We start from the raw sequence: 15,842 nt of genomic DNA on the forward strand, positions 1-15,842 counted from the left end.
TGGTCCGGTATCACCCCAAGTAACGTACTGCACTATTGCCTCTACCAAGAACAACTATTTTGTTATCGACCGTCAACTCGCTGCTGCGAACACCTACCTGTCCAAGTGCGCGGAAGACAACCCACCCTTCGTCTCCAAAAGTCAGATCGAGAGAGCCAGTAAGGTCATAACGAGCAGCGACCAAGTAACCAGCATCGCCAGGTCCGGTGACGATGATCTTTTTATCTTGCTGCAGGACACAACTAGAAAATAACAAATCTGACAATAAATCGGCGTACAACGGCTCCCCTTTGTTGAAAATCAGATTAAAGCTACCGCCAGCATTTAGAACGGTTATCAACCCTTGATTTGCACCGTCTTTTTTAGCTTCGCCAGACGCTATAATCAGCCCATCGTCTCTTACCGCCAAAGAAGTAACAATAGACTTTCGGTCATCAGCTTTACTGCGAATCAGCACTGTTCCACGGTCGCCGAATGAGGTATCAGCACTTCCACTTTGGTTATAGCGAATAACAAAGGCACCACCCAGGAAGCCACCAACGGGGAAAGTCGTCGCACCGACTAATACGCCGTCCCCATGGACTGCCAAAGACCCGAGGCGAATGCTAAAACCATCGTCTTGTGCCCTAAGCACGGTGTAACCGCCATTGAAGGTCTCATCCAGCGAACCGTCTTCATCAAGGCGAAAAACTATTCCCTTGAAACCTTCATCATCGGTGGTAATACCCGCGCTCAAATAGATTTTTGCGTGTAGCTCGGAAAAAGCCAACCATTCCTCGGAAAAAAAGTTACCCTCCGCACTGTTTTCCCTTTCACTGCCATTAAAAAACCTGACGCCACTTTCAATACTGGCGCCAGCAACATCTGCAATATTAATCGTGGCGATGCCGTTATCACCAAAAGAATTATCAAAACTTCCGTCTTCTAGCAACCGAATGATATATTTCTTGGTACTGACCGCACCCGTCTGGTAGGCTGCGATCAGGTATTTCCCACTGTTTAATGCAACAATTCGTCTGGGAAACATACCGAGTCCGCGAATAGGCAGCTCAACCACACCGCGCTCCCCGAACGACTCATCAAACTCTCCCGCCTCATTAAACCTTGCCACCGTAAATTTCTTTTGGTGGTTCGATCCTGTTACAACGATCAATTTCTTATCCGGCAGAGCGGCCATCCCGCGTGTCATGTCCGGCAGTTCTCCCAGGCCACCGTTACCAAAGGAAAGATCAAGATTGCCCGCGGTTGCCGCGCCTGATACCTGAATCATGATTTTGCTCCATCAAGTTGTCTGAGAGATCCACCATGGATCTCAAGCTTGAGTAGAACTCCACGCGCACAATTCGCCACCTGACAGAAATAACAGTCAGAGTGTCGTTAACGGACCTTTTTCGGCTTCAAATATTTGGTCAACCCCTGAAACCAGATCACTAGCGCCGGGTTGCCCTTGATCTGAATCGACTTGTCCTGGATCCCCGTCATGAACGCCAGCTGCTTGTTCTTGGCCTGCATCGTGGCAAAGCCGTAGGCGGCGTCCTTGAAGGCAATCGCAAACGCCGGTTCGGCGTGCACACCCGCCTTGCTGGTAATGCGCTGATCTTTAACCTGGAAGTGCCGAGCGACTTTCCCGTCCAGGGTCTGCAGCTGAAACACCAACGCCTTGTCACCTAACTGCTGCTGGAACGCAGGATTGGAGCGACTGGCCCTGCCCATCATTACACCCAGCATCCACAGCAGAAAACGAAATTTCATGCGCACAGCCTCAAGAGATAAATGAACGGCCGGCGCAGTGTAGCGATTAAAAGCCAGAATGCCACCTTTGAGTTACGTTAGGAGAAGATGCCCTGTTTTTTGACGCCGATGACTACCAAGTCACTGTCGAAACATCTTCTCCAGGCGTCACGCCGGATGCGAAGGGGCGACATTATCCAACACCCGATTCACCGCCAACTCACCGAGCATGATCACCTGCTGCAACGCCAGCATCGTGCTGCGATGCGCCCCTTCCAGCATCGCGGCGATTTCACTGGCCATCACATTCGCCGACGCCAACGACTCACAGGCGTGGGCCAATAGCGTCTCATTGTCGATGTCAGGCGCCACGACAAAGATCGTGTTGGGCGTATGCACCCCGCTCATTACCAGAGGATTGGGTTTCAGATAATGGTCCAGGGCGCGATTGGCGGCATGATGCAACTTTCTAGAAGTCGCCGAGATGTACGGCGTAGTGCTTTCGGCTATTGAACCGGAGGGCAATTCGTTGATCTTGGGCATGGTGAATCTCCGAGGAATATTGGGAGTGACCACGCTAACCTTCGCGCTTCCGAAGGCCAACCTTAAAAAAGCGTCGGATGCTTCCTCGATTTTGTAAGGGAATTAATCATTTTTCAGTTGTGTTTAACGAATCCAAACTCGCCGTTTGGATGCACACGCCCTATAACCTCGCGGATAGTTTGGCACCTTCAATTCGATGTTGCCGACACACCGCTTTCGCTGGCACGCCAGCTCCTGCAAGGGTCGGCGTCGTGACAAAAAAATGGGCACCCAACCCGGTTGGCGTGCCCATTTTTCAGCAACCCCACAAAGGGGAATGCGAATTACGGATTAACGCTATCTTTCAGCGACTTACCCGGCTTGAACGCAACTGTGTTGCTGGCCTTGATTTTAACCGGCTCACCGGTTTGCGGGTTTTTGCCGGTGCGGGCACCGCGGTGGCGTTGCAGGAAGGTGCCGAAACCGACCAGCGTCACGCTGTCTTTGCGGTGCAGGGCGCCGGTGATTTCTTCGAGAACGGCGTTGAGGACGCGGTTGGCCTGCTCTTTGGTGAGATCTGCTTTTTCAGCAATGGCTGCGGCGAGTTCTGGTTTACGCATATTAGTGAAGCCCCTTTGACGGTTTTTTGTTGTTATGTCCGTGCTGCTCTCTGTGGAGCAGCGCCCAAAGCGCCGCAGGTGCTCTACTCTGCGGCAGACGGGAGTGAGGATGGCACGCAGAGAGGAGCCGCGCCAGTGTCGGCGCGGCCAATGTATGGGCAAAAGGGGGGTGATTCCGACAGAACGACCGGTATTTACGCCAGCAGTGCCGGAAGCTCTTTATTGAGGGCCAGTTTCTCCATCACGGCCGCGCCTGTCAGGGCATAACCGAGCAGTTTGCCGTTGGTATCGCGGCATAAAACCTTGATATCTGCGCCCTGTCCTTCGACCGTCCAGACGCCCTCCGAGCCCCGTGGTGGCGGTGATACGACCAATGGGCAGACCGGAGTTTTCACCGTAATAGGCATAGGGCCGTAGGTGACTGCCGTCGGGTTGCCAGCGAGAGTCTGGGCCAGCGCTCTCGCACAGCTCATCAGGGGCATGACGTACAACAGATTCAGCCCATCGACCTCGGCGCAGTCACCCAGCGCGAAGATGTTGGCGTGGGAGGTTTTCAGGTGGCGGTCGACCATCACACCACGATTGACCTGCAAGCCTGCAGCCGCCGCCAGGTCGATACGCGGACGCAGGCCAATGGCCGAGACCACCACGTCGCACGGGATGACCTGACCGTCGGAAAGATGGGCTTCCAGGCCTTCAGAAACCCGCTGCAGACGATTGAGCACCGGACCGAGATGGAAGCGTGCACCCAGGCTTTCAAGACCGGCCTGGACCGCTGCGGCCGCGGCCGGGTGCAACAGGGTCGGCATGACCTGTTCGCACGGCGCAACCAGTTGCACCTCGTAGCCACCCAGGGTCAGGTCGTTGGCGAATTCGCAGCCGATCAGGCCGGCGCCCAGCAACAACACCCGATGCTTGCCGGCCGCTGCCGCGCGAAAACGCGCGTAATCTTCCAGGTCGTTGATCGGGAACACACAATCCGCCGCGTCACCTTCGATGGGCACGCGCACGGTTTCGGCGCCCCAGGCCAACACCAGGTCACGATAGATCACCGCTTCCTCGCCGATCCACAGGCGCTTGTGGCCGGGGTCTATGCCACTGATGCGGGTATGCGTACGCACTTCGGCCTTCAATTGCTCGGCCATCGCACCCGGTTCGGCCATGCTCAGGCCATCGGCATCCTTGTTTTTGCCAAAACCGGTGGAGAGCATCGGCTTGGAGTAAGAGCGCCCGTCATCGGCGGTAATCAGCAGCAGCGGGGTTTCGCCATCAAGTTTGCGAAACTCGCGAGCCAGGTTGTAGCCAGCCAGCCCGGTGCCGACAATCACGACAGGTGCGTTCATTCCTTACTCCTCTAAGTGTCTTAGTTGATTTCGATCATTTCGAAATCCATTTTGCCTACACCGCAATCCGGGCACAGCCAGTCTTCCGGCACGTCCTGCCACAGGGTGCCCGGCGCGATGCCGTCATCGGGCCAACCGTCGGCTTCGTTATAGATCAGGCCGCAGACGATACATTGCCACTTTTTCATACAGGTACTTCCTCAAATTCAGGCTTTTACTGGCGCGAACAGTCGATGGATAAAACGCTGCTGTCCTGCTCAGGGCGTTTTGTACTGATGGGGCCAGTCAGATGCAAGCGTGATCGGCGCAACGGGCGCCCGGATCACTCAAACTTATTAGCTGACATGGTAAGCTCGCCGCCTCATTTGCTGCCAATAATGACTCACTGTGCCGCACTCAAAATCTCCTTTCTGGGTGACCAGAAGCCAACTCGCGCCCCTCCCCACCGCCTCGACCCTCGATTGGTTATTCGATGAAGGCTCGCTGACAAGACGCCTCATTCACCTGTCGAATGATGCATTCAGCGTCACGCCGCTGTTCGAAGGCTGGCAGCCCTTGCGCGCTGACGAATGTGCAGCCCTGGACCTGGCTGAAGGCAGTGAGGGTTGGGTGCGCGAGGTGTATCTGCGCGGTCATGGCCAGGCCTGGGTGTTTGCCCGAAGCGTCGCGGCACGCAGTGCGCTGCAGGGCGACGGCTTGCACATGGACGCGCTGGGCAGCCGTTCGCTGGGCGAATTGCTGTTTTGCGATCATGCCTTTCAGCGCCGGGCCATCGAGGTTTGTCACTATCCTCAGGCATGGCTGCCGACGGAAGTGCGAACACCTGGGTTGTGGGGCCGTCGCTCGCGCTTCGACCGTGGCGCCTTGAGTGTGCTGGTGGCCGAGATCTTCCTGCCGACCCTGTGGAGCGTCGCCGGCGCCCATCCGGAGAATTGCTGATGTACCAGAGCCTGCTCAAGTCCTTGAACCGCGTGAATCCCCGGGCCTGGGATTTCATTCAGTTGACGCGCATGGACAAGCCGATCGGCATCTACCTGCTGCTGTGGCCGACGTTGTGGGCCCTGTGGATTGCCGGCAAGGGCTCGCCGTCCCTGGCCAATATCGTGATTTTCGTCCTTGGCGTGGTGCTGACCCGCGCGGGCGGCTGCGTGATCAATGATTGGGCGGACCGCAAGGTCGACGGCCATGTAAAACGCACCGAACAGCGGCCGCTGGTGAGCGGCAAGATCAGTTCCAGGGAAGCCTTGGTGTTCTTTGCGCTGTTGATGGGCGTGAGTTTCCTGTTGGTGCTGTGCACCAATGCCACCACTATATGGTTGTCCCTCGGCGGTCTGGCGCTGGCCTTCAGCTACCCGTTCATGAAGCGCTACACCTATTACCCACAGGTGGTGCTGGGCGCGGCGTTTTCCTGGGGCATGCCGATGGCGTTCACCGCCGAAACCGGTGAACTGCCGGCGGCAGCGTGGCTGCTGTACATCGCCAACCTGATGTGGACGGTGGGTTACGACACCTACTACGCGATGACCGACCGCGACGATGACTTGAAGATCGGCGTGAAGTCCACGGCGATCCTGTTTGGCGAGGCCGACCGCGTGATTATCCTGATCTTGCAGGGTCTGGCGTTGGGTTGCCTGTTGCTGGCCGGGTCGAAATTCGAGCTGGGGGGCTGGTTCCACCTGGGGCTTGCGGTGGCGGCGGGCTGTTTTGCCTGGGAGTTCTGGTACACCCGGAGCAAGGACCGCATGCGCTGTTTCAAAGCGTTTTTGCACAACCACTGGGCCGGGTTGGCAATTTTTGTCGGGATTGTGCTGGATTACGGGCTGCGTTGAGGATTTAAAAGATCGCAGCGTTCGGCAGCTCCAGGGGGCTGCGATCTTTTTTTGATTACGGTTACTTTTGCGACTCGTGCACGACGTGCCAGACGTCTTTCATTTTGTCGCCCTTCGCTTCTCCAGGCTTTTCGTCCTTCACAAAGGTGTACAGCGGTTTGCCGTCGTAAGCCCACTGCATCGTGCCGTCATCTCGCTTGATCGGGGTAAATTTTCCTTCGGCCTTGGCTCCGGCCGGAGCCATCATGGGTGGCCAATTCTTGGCACAATCATCATTACACATCGACTTGCCGCCCGAGTCCTTGTCGAACGTGTAAACGGTCATGCCTTTATCGTCGACCATCATGCCGCCCTTCATCATCGCCGGGTCGGCGGCGAAGGCCATGGTCGGCAGCGTTAGCGCAGCGGTGACCAGCAAAGCCTTCCAGGATTGAGCAATGTGTTTCATGGAAACCTTCCGTTTGTGGTAGTCAGGATTCGGACTTAGAGCTTAGTCCAGGTTCATGACAATCGCCGGGTGACTAAAATACTGTCACACGACTGCAATAATTCCGTTATCTAATGCGGCGCAAGACAGTTAAATGACAAGAGGATTAAGGCATGGTTGGCAGGAGCATTCTGATCGTCGACGACGAAGCGCCCATTCGCGAAATGATCGCCGTTGCGTTGGAAATGGCCGGCTATGACTGCCTGGAGGCGGAGAACTCCCAGCAGGCCCACGCCATTATCGTCGACCGCAAGCCGGACCTGATCCTGCTCGACTGGATGCTGCCCGGCACGTCCGGCATCGAGCTGGCCCGCCGCCTCAAGCGCGACGAGCTGACCGGGGACATCCCGATCATCATGCTCACCGCCAAGGGCGAAGAGGACAACAAGATCCAGGGCCTGGAAGTCGGCGCCGATGACTACATCACCAAACCCTTTTCCCCACGCGAGCTGGTCGCGCGCCTCAAGGCCGTGCTGCGCCGCGCCGGCCCTACCGATGGCGAAGCGCCAATCGAAGTGGGCGGCCTGCTGCTGGACCCGATCGGCCACCGCGTGACCATCGACGGCAAACCGGCGGAGATGGGACCGACCGAATACCGTCTGCTGCAGTTCTTCATGACCCACCAGGAACGCGCCTACACCCGTGGCCAGTTGCTGGACCAGGTCTGGGGCGGCAACGTGTATGTCGAGGAGCGCACCGTCGACGTGCATATCCGGCGCCTGCGCAAAGCCCTCGGCGATGCCTACGAAAACCTGGTACAAACCGTGCGCGGCACCGGCTATCGCTTTTCTACCAAAGCCTGATCCGGACGTTCACCGCCCGACAAGCTGACAAGGACGCGCTTTAACGTGAACCAAAACTGGCATGGCACCCTGATTCGCCACATGCTGCTGCTGGTCACCGCCTGCCTGGTGATCGGCCTGATCACCGGCTACTACGGCTGGAGCCTCGCCGCGGGACTTGGCGTTTACCTGGCCTGGACCCTCAGGCAACTGCTGCGCCTGCACGAATGGCTGCGCCTGCACAAACCCGATGAAGCGCCACCCGATGGCTACGGCCTGTGGGGCGAGGTGTTCGACAGCATCTATCACCTGCAACGTCGCGACCAGCGCGTTCGTGGACGCCTGCAAGCGGTCATCGACCGGGTCCAGGAGTCCACCGCCGCCTTGAAGGACGCGGTGGTCATGCTCGACAGCGACGGCAACCTGGAATGGTGGAACCGCGCCGCCGAGACCCTGCTGGGCCTCAAGACCCCGCAGGACAGCGGCCAGCCGGTGACGAACCTGGTGCGCCATCCGCGTTTCAAGGAATACTTCGAGCAGGACAGCTACGCCGAGCCGCTGGAAATCCCTTCGCCGACCAACGACCGGATGCGGATCCAGCTGTACATCACCCGCTACGGCAACAATGAGCACCTGATGCTGGTGCGTGACGTGACGCGCATCCATCAGTTGGAGCAGATGCGCAAAGACTTCATCGCCAACGTCTCCCACGAGCTGCGTACGCCGCTGACGGTGATCTGTGGCTATCTGGAAACCCTGCTCGATAACGTCGAGGAAGTGAACCCGCGATGGACCCGTGCCCTGCAGCAAATGCAGCAGCAAGGCGGGCGCATGCAGACCTTGCTCAACGACCTGCTGTTGCTGGCCAAACTGGAAGCCACCGATTACCCGTCGGACAACCAACCGGTGGCCATCGACGGCTTGCTGCAATCGATCAAGGGAGATGCTCAGCAGCTATCCGGCCAGAAAAACCAGAAAATCACTCTGGAGGCCGACCCGACGATTCTGCTCAAGGGCAGCGAAGCGGAGCTGCGCAGCGCGTTTTCCAACCTGGTGTTCAACGCGGTGAAATACACCCAGGCCGAAGGCAACATCCGCATTCGCTGGTGGGGCGATGAGCAAGGCGCGCACCTGAGCGTGCAGGATTCCGGGATCGGCATCGACAGCAAACACCTGCCGCGCCTGACCGAACGTTTCTACCGCGTCGACTCCAGCCGCAATTCCAACACCGGCGGCACCGGGCTGGGCCTGGCGATCGTCAAACACGTGCTGTTGCGCCACCGCGCGCGGATGGAAATCAGCAGCGTGCCCGGTCACGGCAGCACCTTTACCTGCCATTTCGCCCCTGCCCAGGTCAGCAAATCGAGAGTAATCAGCACCGCCGATTGATACCGGCCAGCACGCGCCACTAGGCAATCGAACAGTCAGCCGCTACATTGGCTGACTTGCGCCTGCACTTCAGGCGCACTTTTTTCTTTCCTTTCGATTACACGGAACCCGCAAAACTCCATCATGGACCCTTCCCCTGGCTTGACCCTCGCAACAATATTCGCCGACTTCGGCATGATTCTTTTTGCTCTGATCCTGGTGTTGCTCAACGGCTTTTTCGTTGCGGCGGAATTCGCCATGGTCAAGTTACGCTCGACCCGGGTCGAAGCCATCGCTGAACAACACGGCTGGCGCGGGCACATCCTGCGCACCGTGCACAGTCAGCTCGATGCTTACCTGTCGGCGTGCCAATTGGGTATCACCCTCGCCTCCCTCGGCCTGGGCTGGGTCGGTGAGCCGGCGTTCGCGCATATTCTCGAACCGGTGCTCGAGACGATCGGCGTACAGTCGGCGGAAGTGATCAAGGCCGTGTCGTTCTTCACCGCGTTCTTCATCATTTCGTACCTGCACATCGTGGTCGGCGAGCTTGCCCCGAAATCCTGGGCCATCCGCAAACCCGAATTGCTGTCGCTGTGGACCGCCGTGCCGCTGTACCTGTTCTACTGGGCCATGTACCCGGCCATTTACCTGCTCAACGCCAGCGCCAACCAGATCCTGCGCATCGCAGGGCAAGGCGAACCCGGCCCGCATCACGAGCACCATTACAGCCGTGAAGAACTGAAACTGATCCTGCACTCCAGCCGTGGCCAGGACCCGAGCGACCAAGGCATGCGCGTGCTGGCCTCGGCCGTGGAGATGGGCGAACTGGAAGTGGTCGACTGGGCCAATTCCCGTGAAGACCTGGTGACCCTGGAATTCAATGCGCCGCTCAAGGAAATCCTGGCGATGTTCCGTCGCCACAAGTTCAGCCGATACCCGGTGTATGACAGCGAGCGCCAGGAGTTCGTCGGCCTGCTGCACATCAAGGACCTGCTGCTTGAATTGGCGGCCCTGGACCATATTCCCGAGTCGTTCAACCTGGCCGAACTGACCCGCCCACTGGAGCGCGTGTCACGGCACATGCCGTTGTCGCAGTTGCTGGAGCAGTTCCGCAAGGGCGGCTCGCACTTCGCCGTGGTCGAGGAAGCCGATGGCAACATCATCGGTTACCTGACCATGGAAGACGTGCTGGAAGTGTTGGTCGGCGACATCCAGGATGAACACCGCAAGGCCGAACGCGGCATCCTTGCCTATCAGCCAGGCAAACTGCTGGTACGGGGCGATACGCCACTGTTCAAGGTCGAGCGGCTGCTGGGCATCGACCTCGATCACGTAGAAGCGGAAACGCTCGCAGGGTTGGTCTACGAAAGCCTCAAGCGCGTACCTGAAGAGGAAGAAGTGCTGGAAGTCGAAGGCCTGCGCATCATCATCAAGAAGATGAAAGGGCCGAAGATTGTGCTGGCCAAAGTGTTGATGCTCGATTGATGGGCTGATCCAGAGCCGAGTCGATCCCTTCGCGAGCAGGCTCGCTCCCACATTGGAATGCATTTCAACTGTGGGAGCGGGCTTGCTCGCGAAGACGTCAGGTCAGTCAACGCATTATTGCTTGCCCAACGCAAAGTTGGGCAGCGCCCCCATCGGCTGCTTGAACTGGTACGGGATCGACACCAGCCCCATCCCGGTATTGCGCTGCACCACGAAGTGCAGGTGTGGCCCACTGCTGTTGCCGGTATTGCCCGACAGCGCCAGTGGGCTGCCCACTGTCACCCGCTGCCCTTCTCGAACGCTGACCGAACCTTTTTGCAGGTGCAGGTAAACGCCCATCGTCCCGTCATCGTGCAGCACCCGGACGAAATTGCCCGACGGATCGGTACCGCGACCGGTCTGCCCGTTTTCGGTCTTCACCACCATCCCGCCCCGCGCGGCAACGATCGGCGTGCCTTCCGGCATGGCGATGTCGATGGCGTAGCGATTCCTCGGGCCGAAGTGGCTATATTGGCCTTCGGCGCCCTGGCTCACGCGAAACGGCCCGCCACGCCAGGGGTATGGGTATCGGTAGGCCACGGCAGCGCCTGCGGGGTCGCCCAGGGAATATTCGAACTTGGGAAGATACGCGAGCGGTTGTCCGGCCCTGATCGCCGTGAGCTGCGCCAGGCGAATGCTGCTGCGTAACGGCATCACCCGACGAATGGGTCGACTCGGCGCACCGCTGACGTTCTTCAACCCGGTAAAACTCAGTTCGATTTCCACTGGTGCATACAAATCATTGCGCACATAGACGCTGTCCACGCCGTCCTTTTTCATGATCACGAGGTACACCTGGCGCTCGAGGTTCTCGACCATGCGGTCGCGGAACGTGAACACGCTGGCGCCTTTGGTGGGGCGGTCGCTGTAGGAGACCACACCATTGGCGTCGGTGGACTTGTAGATGGTCACGGCCATGGCCGACGTCGAGGCGATGAACAGACCACAGAAAAACAGCAGGCGCGCGATCATGGGCGGGATTCTGTCGAGTCAGGTTTGGGTTTGAGCCTAGCAGGCGCAATGGACCTGTGAAGTCGGCAGATGTTCAGATGGATGTACGGTGATTTCGGGCTCTTCGCGAGCAGGCTCGCTCCCACAGGTCGGCGTTAATCCTGTAGGAGCGAGCTTGCTCGCGAAGGCGGTCTTAAGCGCCTGGAATAAAGTGCTTCTGCGCGGTACCACGGGCAATCAATCGCGAGATGTAGTCGAGCTTCTGCGCATCCTGATCGACGAAGCGGAAGGTCAGCTGCAGCCAGTCGCTGTCAGGCTTGGGCTCGTGGGCCACCACGGCGTGCAGGTAACCGTTCAGACGGGCCACTTCGGCACTGTCGCCCTGCTCCAGGTCCAGTACGGCGCTGTCGAGGATCTGCGGCAGGCTGTCGGTGCGCTTGACCACCAGCAGCGCTTCCTTGAGGCTCAGCGCCTTGATCACGCACGGCTGGATGCCATTGGGCAGCCGCAGCTGACCCTGGCCACGCCCGCCGCCAGCAGCAACCATCGCAGCCTTGACCGGGGGGCTGTTGAGCAAGCCTGGGGACGCTGCCGCAGGCGCTGGAGCACTCACGGCAGGCTTGCCGCCGGTCAATGCGTTCAGGGTGTCGTTACCGAACGCCGAGATCGTCTTGGTCGCCGCCACGCTGGTCAAGCTGTCGAGCTTGCCGACCTTGTGCAGCGCCTGCTTGACCTTGGTGATCAGTTGCTCGTTGGTGAAGGGTTTGCTGACATAGCCGGAAACGCCGGCCTGGATCGCCTGGACGACGTTGTCCTTGTCGCCGCGACTGGTCACCATCACGAATGGCATGCCCTTGAGGTTGTCTTGCTCGCGGCACCAGGTCAGCAGTTCCAGGCCCGACATCTCCGGCATTTCCCAATCGCACAGCACCAGGTCGAATGCCTCCCTGGCCAGCAGCGACTGAGCCTTACGGCCGTTGACCGCGTCTTCGATGCGCATGCCCGGAAAATAGTTGCGCAGGCATTTCTTCACCAGGTCACGAATGAACGCAGCATCGTCCACGACCAACACACTGACCTTACTCATCCACAACCCCTTTAAAAAATCCCGGTGACCCCCAAACGAAAACGCCCGGCCAATAGGCCGGGCGCTTTAGTTGGGCAATCTTACTTATCGTCAGATTTGCCCGGAACATTAGCGGTTTCGCCGCTGGTCCCTTCAACTTCTTCCTTCATGCGCTTGAGGCCCAGGTGACGGACGTCAGTGCCGCGCACCAGATAGATCACCAGCTCCGAGATATTGCGCGCGTGGTCGCCAATACGCTCCAGCGAACGCAGGACCCAGATGATGCTCAAGACCCGCGAGATAGAGCGCGGGTCTTCCATCATGTAGGTCGCCAGCTCACGCAGGGCGGTCTTGTACTCGCGGTCGATGATCTTGTCGTACTGCGCCACCGACAACGCCAGGTCGGCGTCGAAACGGGCAAAGGCATCCAGCGCATCACGGACCATGTTGCGCACCTGGTCGCCGATGTGGCGCACTTCGACATAACCGCGCGGCGCTTCGCCTTCTTCGCACAGCTGGATGGCGCGACGGGCGATCTTGGTCGCTTCGTCACCGATGCGCTCCAGGTCGATCACCGACTTGGAAATACTGATGATCAAACGCAAGTCGGACGCCGCCGGCTGCCGACGGGCCAGGATGCGCAGGCATTCTTCGTCGATGTTGCGTTCCATCTGGTTGATCTGGTCGTCGATCTCGCGCACCTGCTGGGCCAAGCCGGAGTCGGCCTCGATCAGCGCGGTGACCGCGTCGTTGACCTGTTTTTCGACCAGCCCGCCCATAGCCAGGAGGTGGCTGCGAACTTCCTCCAGCTCAGCGTTGAACTGCGCGGAGATGTGATGGGTAAGGCCTTCTTTACTAATCATGTTGGCGTCCTTGGAGCGTCCGGTAAGGTGCGGTGGACCGCAGCGTCAGTTCAGTGAGCAACAACCGCGTCCTAGCCGTAGCGACCAGTGATGTAGTCTTCGGTCTGCTTCTTCGCCGGATTGGTGAACAGGGTATCGGTGTCGCCGAATTCCACCAGTTTGCCCATGTACATGAACGCCGTGTAGTCGGAAACCCGAGCGGCTTGTTGCATGTTGTGGGTCACGATGACAATGGTGAACTTCGATTTCAGTTCGTAGATCAGCTCTTCGACTTTCAGCGTCGAGATCGGATCGAGTGCCGAGCAGGGTTCGTCGAGCAGCAGCACTTCCGGTTCCACGGCGATGGTGCGGGCGATCACCAGACGTTGTTGCTGACCACCGGACAGGCCCAGTGCCGACTCGTGCAGACGGTCCTTGACCTCATCCCACAGTGCCGCGCCTTTCAATGCCCACTCAACGGCTTCGTCCAATACGCGCTTCTTGTTGATGCCCTGGATGCGCAGGCCGTAGACCACGTTTTCGTAGATGGTTTTCGGGAACGGGTTCGGCTTCTGGAACACCATGCCGACGCGACGACGCAATTCGGCCACGTCTTCACCCTTGCGGTAGATGTTGTTGCCGTAGAGGTTGATCGCGCCTTCTACACGGCAACCGTCGACCAGGTCGTTCATGCGGTTGAAAGTACGTAGCAGCGTGGACTTGCCGCAACCGGACGGGCCGATGAAGGCGGTCACGCGCTGTTTCGGAATGTTCATGCTGACGTCGTACAGCGCTTGTTTGTCGCCGTAGAACAGGCTCAAGCCCGGCACTTCGATGGCCACGGTTTCCTGTTCGAGGCTCAGACTCTGTTTGTCGCGACCCAGGGCCGACATGTTGATGCCGTGGGTATGTGCTTCGTGCTGCATGGGAGGCTCCCTGTGCTAACAAATTCGGTTCGGTTGCCGCTGGCCGGGCCTGCGGGTTACTCAAATTCTGTGTCTGATGCTGATCCTCTGTAGGAGCTGGCTTGCCAGCGAAGGCGTACTCACTGACGCCAAAAGCATCGCTGGCAAGCCAGCTCCTACAGGGTCTGCGGTGATTAGCTATCCAGCGCCTTGTACTTCTCGCGCAGGTGGTTACGGATGTACACCGCCGACAGGTTCAACGTGGCGATCACCAGCACCAGCAGCAGCGCCGTGGCGTATACCAGCGGCCGCGCAGCTTCGACGTTCGGGCTCTGGAAGCCGACGTCATAGATGTGGAAGCCCAGGTGCATGATCTTCTGGTCCAGGTGCAGGTACGGATAGTTACCATCCACCGGCAGCGATGGCGCCAGCTTCACCACACCCACCAGCATCAGCGGCGCCACTTCACCGGCGGCACGGGCCACGGCGAGGATCATGCCGGTCATCATGGCCGGGCTGGCCATTGGCAGTACGATCTTCCACAAGGTTTCCGCCTTGGTTGCGCCGAGGGCCAACGAGCCTTCACGCACCGTGCGAGGAATCCGCGCCAGGCCTTCTTCGGTAGCCACGATCACCACCGGCACAGCCAACAGTGCCAGGGTCAGCGAAGCCCAGAGCAGGCCCGGGGTACCGAAGGTCGGTGCCGGCAAGGCTTCCGGGAAGAACAGGCGGTCGAGCGAGCCACCCAGCACATAGACGAAGAAGCCCAGGCCGAACACGCCATAGACGATGGCCGGAACGCCCGCCAGGTTGTTCACCGCGATGCGGATCACCCGGGTCAGGGTGTTCTGCTTGGCGTATTCACGCAGGTACACCGCCGCCAGCACGCCGAACGGGGTCACGATCATCGCCATGATCAGGGTCATCATCACGGTGCCGAAGATCGCCGGGAAAATCCCGCCTTCGGTGTTCGCTTCACGTGGGTCGTCGCTCAGGAATTCCCAGACCTTGCTGAAGTAGAAACCGATCTTGGTGAAGGTACCCATGGCGTTCGGCTGGTAAGCGTGAACCACTTTACCCAGGCCAATTTCGATTTCCTTGCCGTTGGCATCGCGGGCAGTGAGGCTGTCGCGGTTGAACTGCGCGTGCAGATCGCCCAGGCGCGTTTCAACGTCCTGGTAACGGGCGTTGAGCTCGGCGCGCTCGGATTCCATGTCCGCTTGCGCGGCCGCGTCGAGCTTGCCGTCCAGTTCCAGTTTGCGACCGTGCAGGCGAATGCGTTCGAGACCGGCGTTGATCGCGCCGATGTCGACCTTCTCCAGGGTCTTGAGCTGAGCAGCCAGCTGATTCACGCGGTCGATTCGTGCCTGCAGCTCCGGCCATGCAGCCTCGCCTTCGGCGATGACCTTGCCGTCCTGTTTGACGTTGACCAGATAGCCATAGAAATTGCCCCACTCGCGACGCTCGATCGCCATCAGCTCTGGCGGCGTCTTCTGGTTAGTCAGCCACTCGCCGACGATCCAGGTGAAATCGTTGCCGTTCAGGTCACGGTTGCCGACCTTGATCAGCTCGCGAGTCATGAATTCCGGGCCTTCGTCAGGCACCGGCAGGCCGGCACTCTTCAGACGCGCACGCGGCACTTCTTCCTTCTGAACCACTTCGCCGATGACCAGGTGATTGGCCTGGCCCGGCACGTCGTAACTGGCGTGGATCAGGTCCGCCGGCCAGAAGTGACCCAGGCCGCGCACGGCAATCACTGCCAGCAGGCCAATGGTCATGATGACCGCGATGGACACCGCGCCACCGCTGATCCAGACGCCCGGGGCGCCGCTCTTGAACCATCCTTTCAGGGAGTTCTGTTTCACAGACTTC

17 protein-coding genes are annotated in these 15,842 nt (G+C 59.1%); 5 read left to right on the top strand and 12 right to left on the bottom strand.

Translation table 11 applies throughout. The features are described from left to right. Window positions 1-10: 10 nt before the first annotated feature. From BKX96_RS17545 to BKX96_RS17570, 6 genes are all read right to left on the bottom strand, one after another. Window positions 11-1,270, bottom strand: coding sequence for an NHL repeat-containing protein (locus BKX96_RS17545; RefSeq protein WP_077184931.1), 1,260 nt, complete (start codon window positions 1,268-1,270; stop codon window positions 11-13). A gap of 107 nt (window positions 1,271-1,377) precedes the next feature. Then, complete coding sequence (locus tag BKX96_RS17550; RefSeq protein WP_046818561.1) at window positions 1,378-1,752, bottom strand: hypothetical protein; 375 nt, start codon at window positions 1,750-1,752, stop codon at window positions 1,378-1,380. A gap of 147 nt (window positions 1,753-1,899) precedes the next feature. Next, complete coding sequence (locus tag BKX96_RS17555) at window positions 1,900-2,274, bottom strand: DUF6124 family protein (RefSeq protein WP_046818562.1); 375 nt, start codon at window positions 2,272-2,274, stop codon at window positions 1,900-1,902. A gap of 323 nt (window positions 2,275-2,597) precedes the next feature. Next, on the bottom strand, window positions 2,598-2,873 hold the full coding sequence (locus tag BKX96_RS17560) for an HU family DNA-binding protein (protein ID WP_003213368.1): 276 nt from the start codon (window positions 2,871-2,873) through the stop codon (window positions 2,598-2,600). Between the two features lie 194 nt (window positions 2,874-3,067). Then, window positions 3,068-4,216 (bottom strand): NAD(P)/FAD-dependent oxidoreductase, encoded by a 1,149-nt coding sequence (locus tag BKX96_RS17565; RefSeq protein ID WP_077184933.1) that lies wholly within the window; start codon window positions 4,214-4,216, stop codon window positions 3,068-3,070. 20 nt (window positions 4,217-4,236) lie between these two features. Then, window positions 4,237-4,404 (bottom strand): rubredoxin, encoded by a 168-nt coding sequence (locus tag BKX96_RS17570; protein WP_003437744.1) that lies wholly within the window; start codon window positions 4,402-4,404, stop codon window positions 4,237-4,239. A 199-nt stretch (window positions 4,405-4,603) separates the two neighbouring features. Here BKX96_RS17570 and BKX96_RS17575 point away from each other — a divergent pair, with 199 nt between their 5' ends. Both BKX96_RS17575 and ubiA read left to right on the top strand, forming a co-directional pair. Continuing rightward, window positions 4,604-5,155, top strand: a complete 552-nt coding sequence (locus BKX96_RS17575; protein ID WP_077184992.1) for a chorismate--pyruvate lyase family protein — start codon at window positions 4,604-4,606, stop codon at window positions 5,153-5,155. After that, complete coding sequence (gene ubiA, locus BKX96_RS17580) at window positions 5,155-6,045, top strand: 4-hydroxybenzoate octaprenyltransferase (protein WP_046818565.1); 891 nt, start codon at window positions 5,155-5,157, stop codon at window positions 6,043-6,045. Before BKX96_RS17575 ends, ubiA begins: the two co-directional genes overlap by 1 nt. A 61-nt stretch (window positions 6,046-6,106) precedes the next feature. Here the strand turns inward: ubiA and BKX96_RS17585 are convergent, their stop codons facing one another. Continuing rightward, window positions 6,107-6,493, bottom strand: coding sequence for a COG4315 family predicted lipoprotein (locus BKX96_RS17585; protein ID WP_077184995.1), 387 nt, complete (start codon window positions 6,491-6,493; stop codon window positions 6,107-6,109). Between the two features lie 152 nt (window positions 6,494-6,645). Here BKX96_RS17585 and phoB point away from each other — a divergent pair, with 152 nt between their 5' ends. The 3 genes from phoB to BKX96_RS17600 all read left to right on the top strand — a co-directional run bounded on the left by phoB (window position 6,646) and on the right by BKX96_RS17600 (window position 10,167). Further along, window positions 6,646-7,335 carry a phosphate regulon transcriptional regulator PhoB gene (gene phoB, locus BKX96_RS17590; protein WP_034149326.1) on the top strand — a complete coding sequence of 230 codons (690 nt, stop codon included), beginning with the start codon at window positions 6,646-6,648 and terminating at the stop codon, window positions 7,333-7,335. Between the two features lie 81 nt (window positions 7,336-7,416). Beyond that, complete coding sequence (gene phoR, locus BKX96_RS17595; protein ID WP_178134196.1) at window positions 7,417-8,703, top strand: phosphate regulon sensor histidine kinase PhoR; 1,287 nt, start codon at window positions 7,417-7,419, stop codon at window positions 8,701-8,703. A 123-nt stretch (window positions 8,704-8,826) separates the two neighbouring features. Then, window positions 8,827-10,167: a hemolysin family protein gene (locus BKX96_RS17600; RefSeq protein ID WP_046818568.1), complete on the top strand. Its 1,341-nt coding sequence runs from the start codon at window positions 8,827-8,829 to the stop codon at window positions 10,165-10,167. 114 nt (window positions 10,168-10,281) lie between these two features. Here BKX96_RS17600 and BKX96_RS17605 read toward each other — a convergent pair whose 3' ends face one another. From BKX96_RS17605 to pstA, 5 genes are all read right to left on the bottom strand, one after another. Next, window positions 10,282-11,178 carry a peptidoglycan DD-metalloendopeptidase family protein gene (locus tag BKX96_RS17605; protein ID WP_046818569.1) on the bottom strand — a complete coding sequence of 299 codons (897 nt, stop codon included), beginning with the start codon at window positions 11,176-11,178 and terminating at the stop codon, window positions 10,282-10,284. A gap of 172 nt (window positions 11,179-11,350) precedes the next feature. Further along, window positions 11,351-12,244, bottom strand: a complete 894-nt coding sequence (locus BKX96_RS17610) for a response regulator (RefSeq protein ID WP_077184998.1) — start codon at window positions 12,242-12,244, stop codon at window positions 11,351-11,353. Window positions 12,245-12,324: 80 nt separating this feature from the next. Further along, entirely contained in the window at window positions 12,325-13,086 is a 762-nt protein-coding gene (phoU, locus tag BKX96_RS17615; RefSeq protein WP_008064514.1) for a phosphate signaling complex protein PhoU, read from the bottom strand. 71 nt (window positions 13,087-13,157) lie between these two features. Then, window positions 13,158-13,991 carry a phosphate ABC transporter ATP-binding protein PstB gene (gene pstB, locus BKX96_RS17620; RefSeq protein WP_008064516.1) on the bottom strand — a complete coding sequence of 278 codons (834 nt, stop codon included), beginning with the start codon at window positions 13,989-13,991 and terminating at the stop codon, window positions 13,158-13,160. Window positions 13,992-14,164: 173 nt separating this feature from the next. Continuing rightward, window positions 14,165-15,835: a phosphate ABC transporter permease PstA gene (gene pstA / locus BKX96_RS17625; RefSeq protein WP_077185001.1), complete on the bottom strand. Its 1,671-nt coding sequence runs from the start codon at window positions 15,833-15,835 to the stop codon at window positions 14,165-14,167. Window positions 15,836-15,842: the final 7 nt, after the last annotated feature.

The sequence above is a fragment of the Pseudomonas putida genome (assembly GCF_001976065.1).
Lineage (GTDB): Bacteria > Pseudomonadota > Gammaproteobacteria > Pseudomonadales > Pseudomonadaceae > Aquipseudomonas > Aquipseudomonas serbica.

Bases quoted from the DNA above. Each gene is read 5' to 3' on its own strand.
- BKX96_RS17600 (WP_046818568.1), top strand. From the start codon at position 8,827: ATGGACCCTTCCCCTGGCTTGACCCTCGCAACAATATTCGCCGACTTC.
- BKX96_RS17570 (WP_003437744.1), bottom strand. From the start codon at position 4,404: ATGAAAAAGTGGCAATGTATCGTCTGCGGCCTGATCTATAACGAAGCC.
- BKX96_RS17550 (WP_046818561.1), bottom strand. From the start codon at position 1,752: ATGAAATTTCGTTTTCTGCTGTGGATGCTGGGTGTAATGATGGGCAGG.
- BKX96_RS17585 (WP_077184995.1), bottom strand. From the start codon at position 6,493: ATGAAACACATTGCTCAATCCTGGAAGGCTTTGCTGGTCACCGCTGCG.
- BKX96_RS17565 (WP_077184933.1), bottom strand. From the start codon at position 4,216: ATGAACGCACCTGTCGTGATTGTCGGCACCGGGCTGGCTGGCTACAAC.
- phoU (WP_008064514.1), bottom strand. From the start codon at position 13,086: ATGATTAGTAAAGAAGGCCTTACCCATCACATCTCCGCGCAGTTCAAC.
- BKX96_RS17555 (WP_046818562.1), bottom strand. From the start codon at position 2,274: ATGCCCAAGATCAACGAATTGCCCTCCGGTTCAATAGCCGAAAGCACT.
- phoR (WP_178134196.1), top strand. From the start codon at position 7,417: ATGCTGCTGCTGGTCACCGCCTGCCTGGTGATCGGCCTGATCACCGGC.
- BKX96_RS17610 (WP_077184998.1), bottom strand. From the start codon at position 12,244: ATGAGTAAGGTCAGTGTGTTGGTCGTGGACGATGCTGCGTTCATTCGT.
- phoB (WP_034149326.1), top strand. From the start codon at position 6,646: ATGGTTGGCAGGAGCATTCTGATCGTCGACGACGAAGCGCCCATTCGC.
- BKX96_RS17560 (WP_003213368.1), bottom strand. From the start codon at position 2,873: ATGCGTAAACCAGAACTCGCCGCAGCCATTGCTGAAAAAGCAGATCTC.
- pstB (WP_008064516.1), bottom strand. From the start codon at position 13,991: ATGCAGCACGAAGCACATACCCACGGCATCAACATGTCGGCCCTGGGT.
- ubiA (WP_046818565.1), top strand. From the start codon at position 5,155: ATGTACCAGAGCCTGCTCAAGTCCTTGAACCGCGTGAATCCCCGGGCC.
- BKX96_RS17545 (WP_077184931.1), bottom strand. From the start codon at position 1,270: ATGATTCAGGTATCAGGCGCGGCAACCGCGGGCAATCTTGATCTTTCC.
- BKX96_RS17605 (WP_046818569.1), bottom strand. From the start codon at position 11,178: ATGATCGCGCGCCTGCTGTTTTTCTGTGGTCTGTTCATCGCCTCGACG.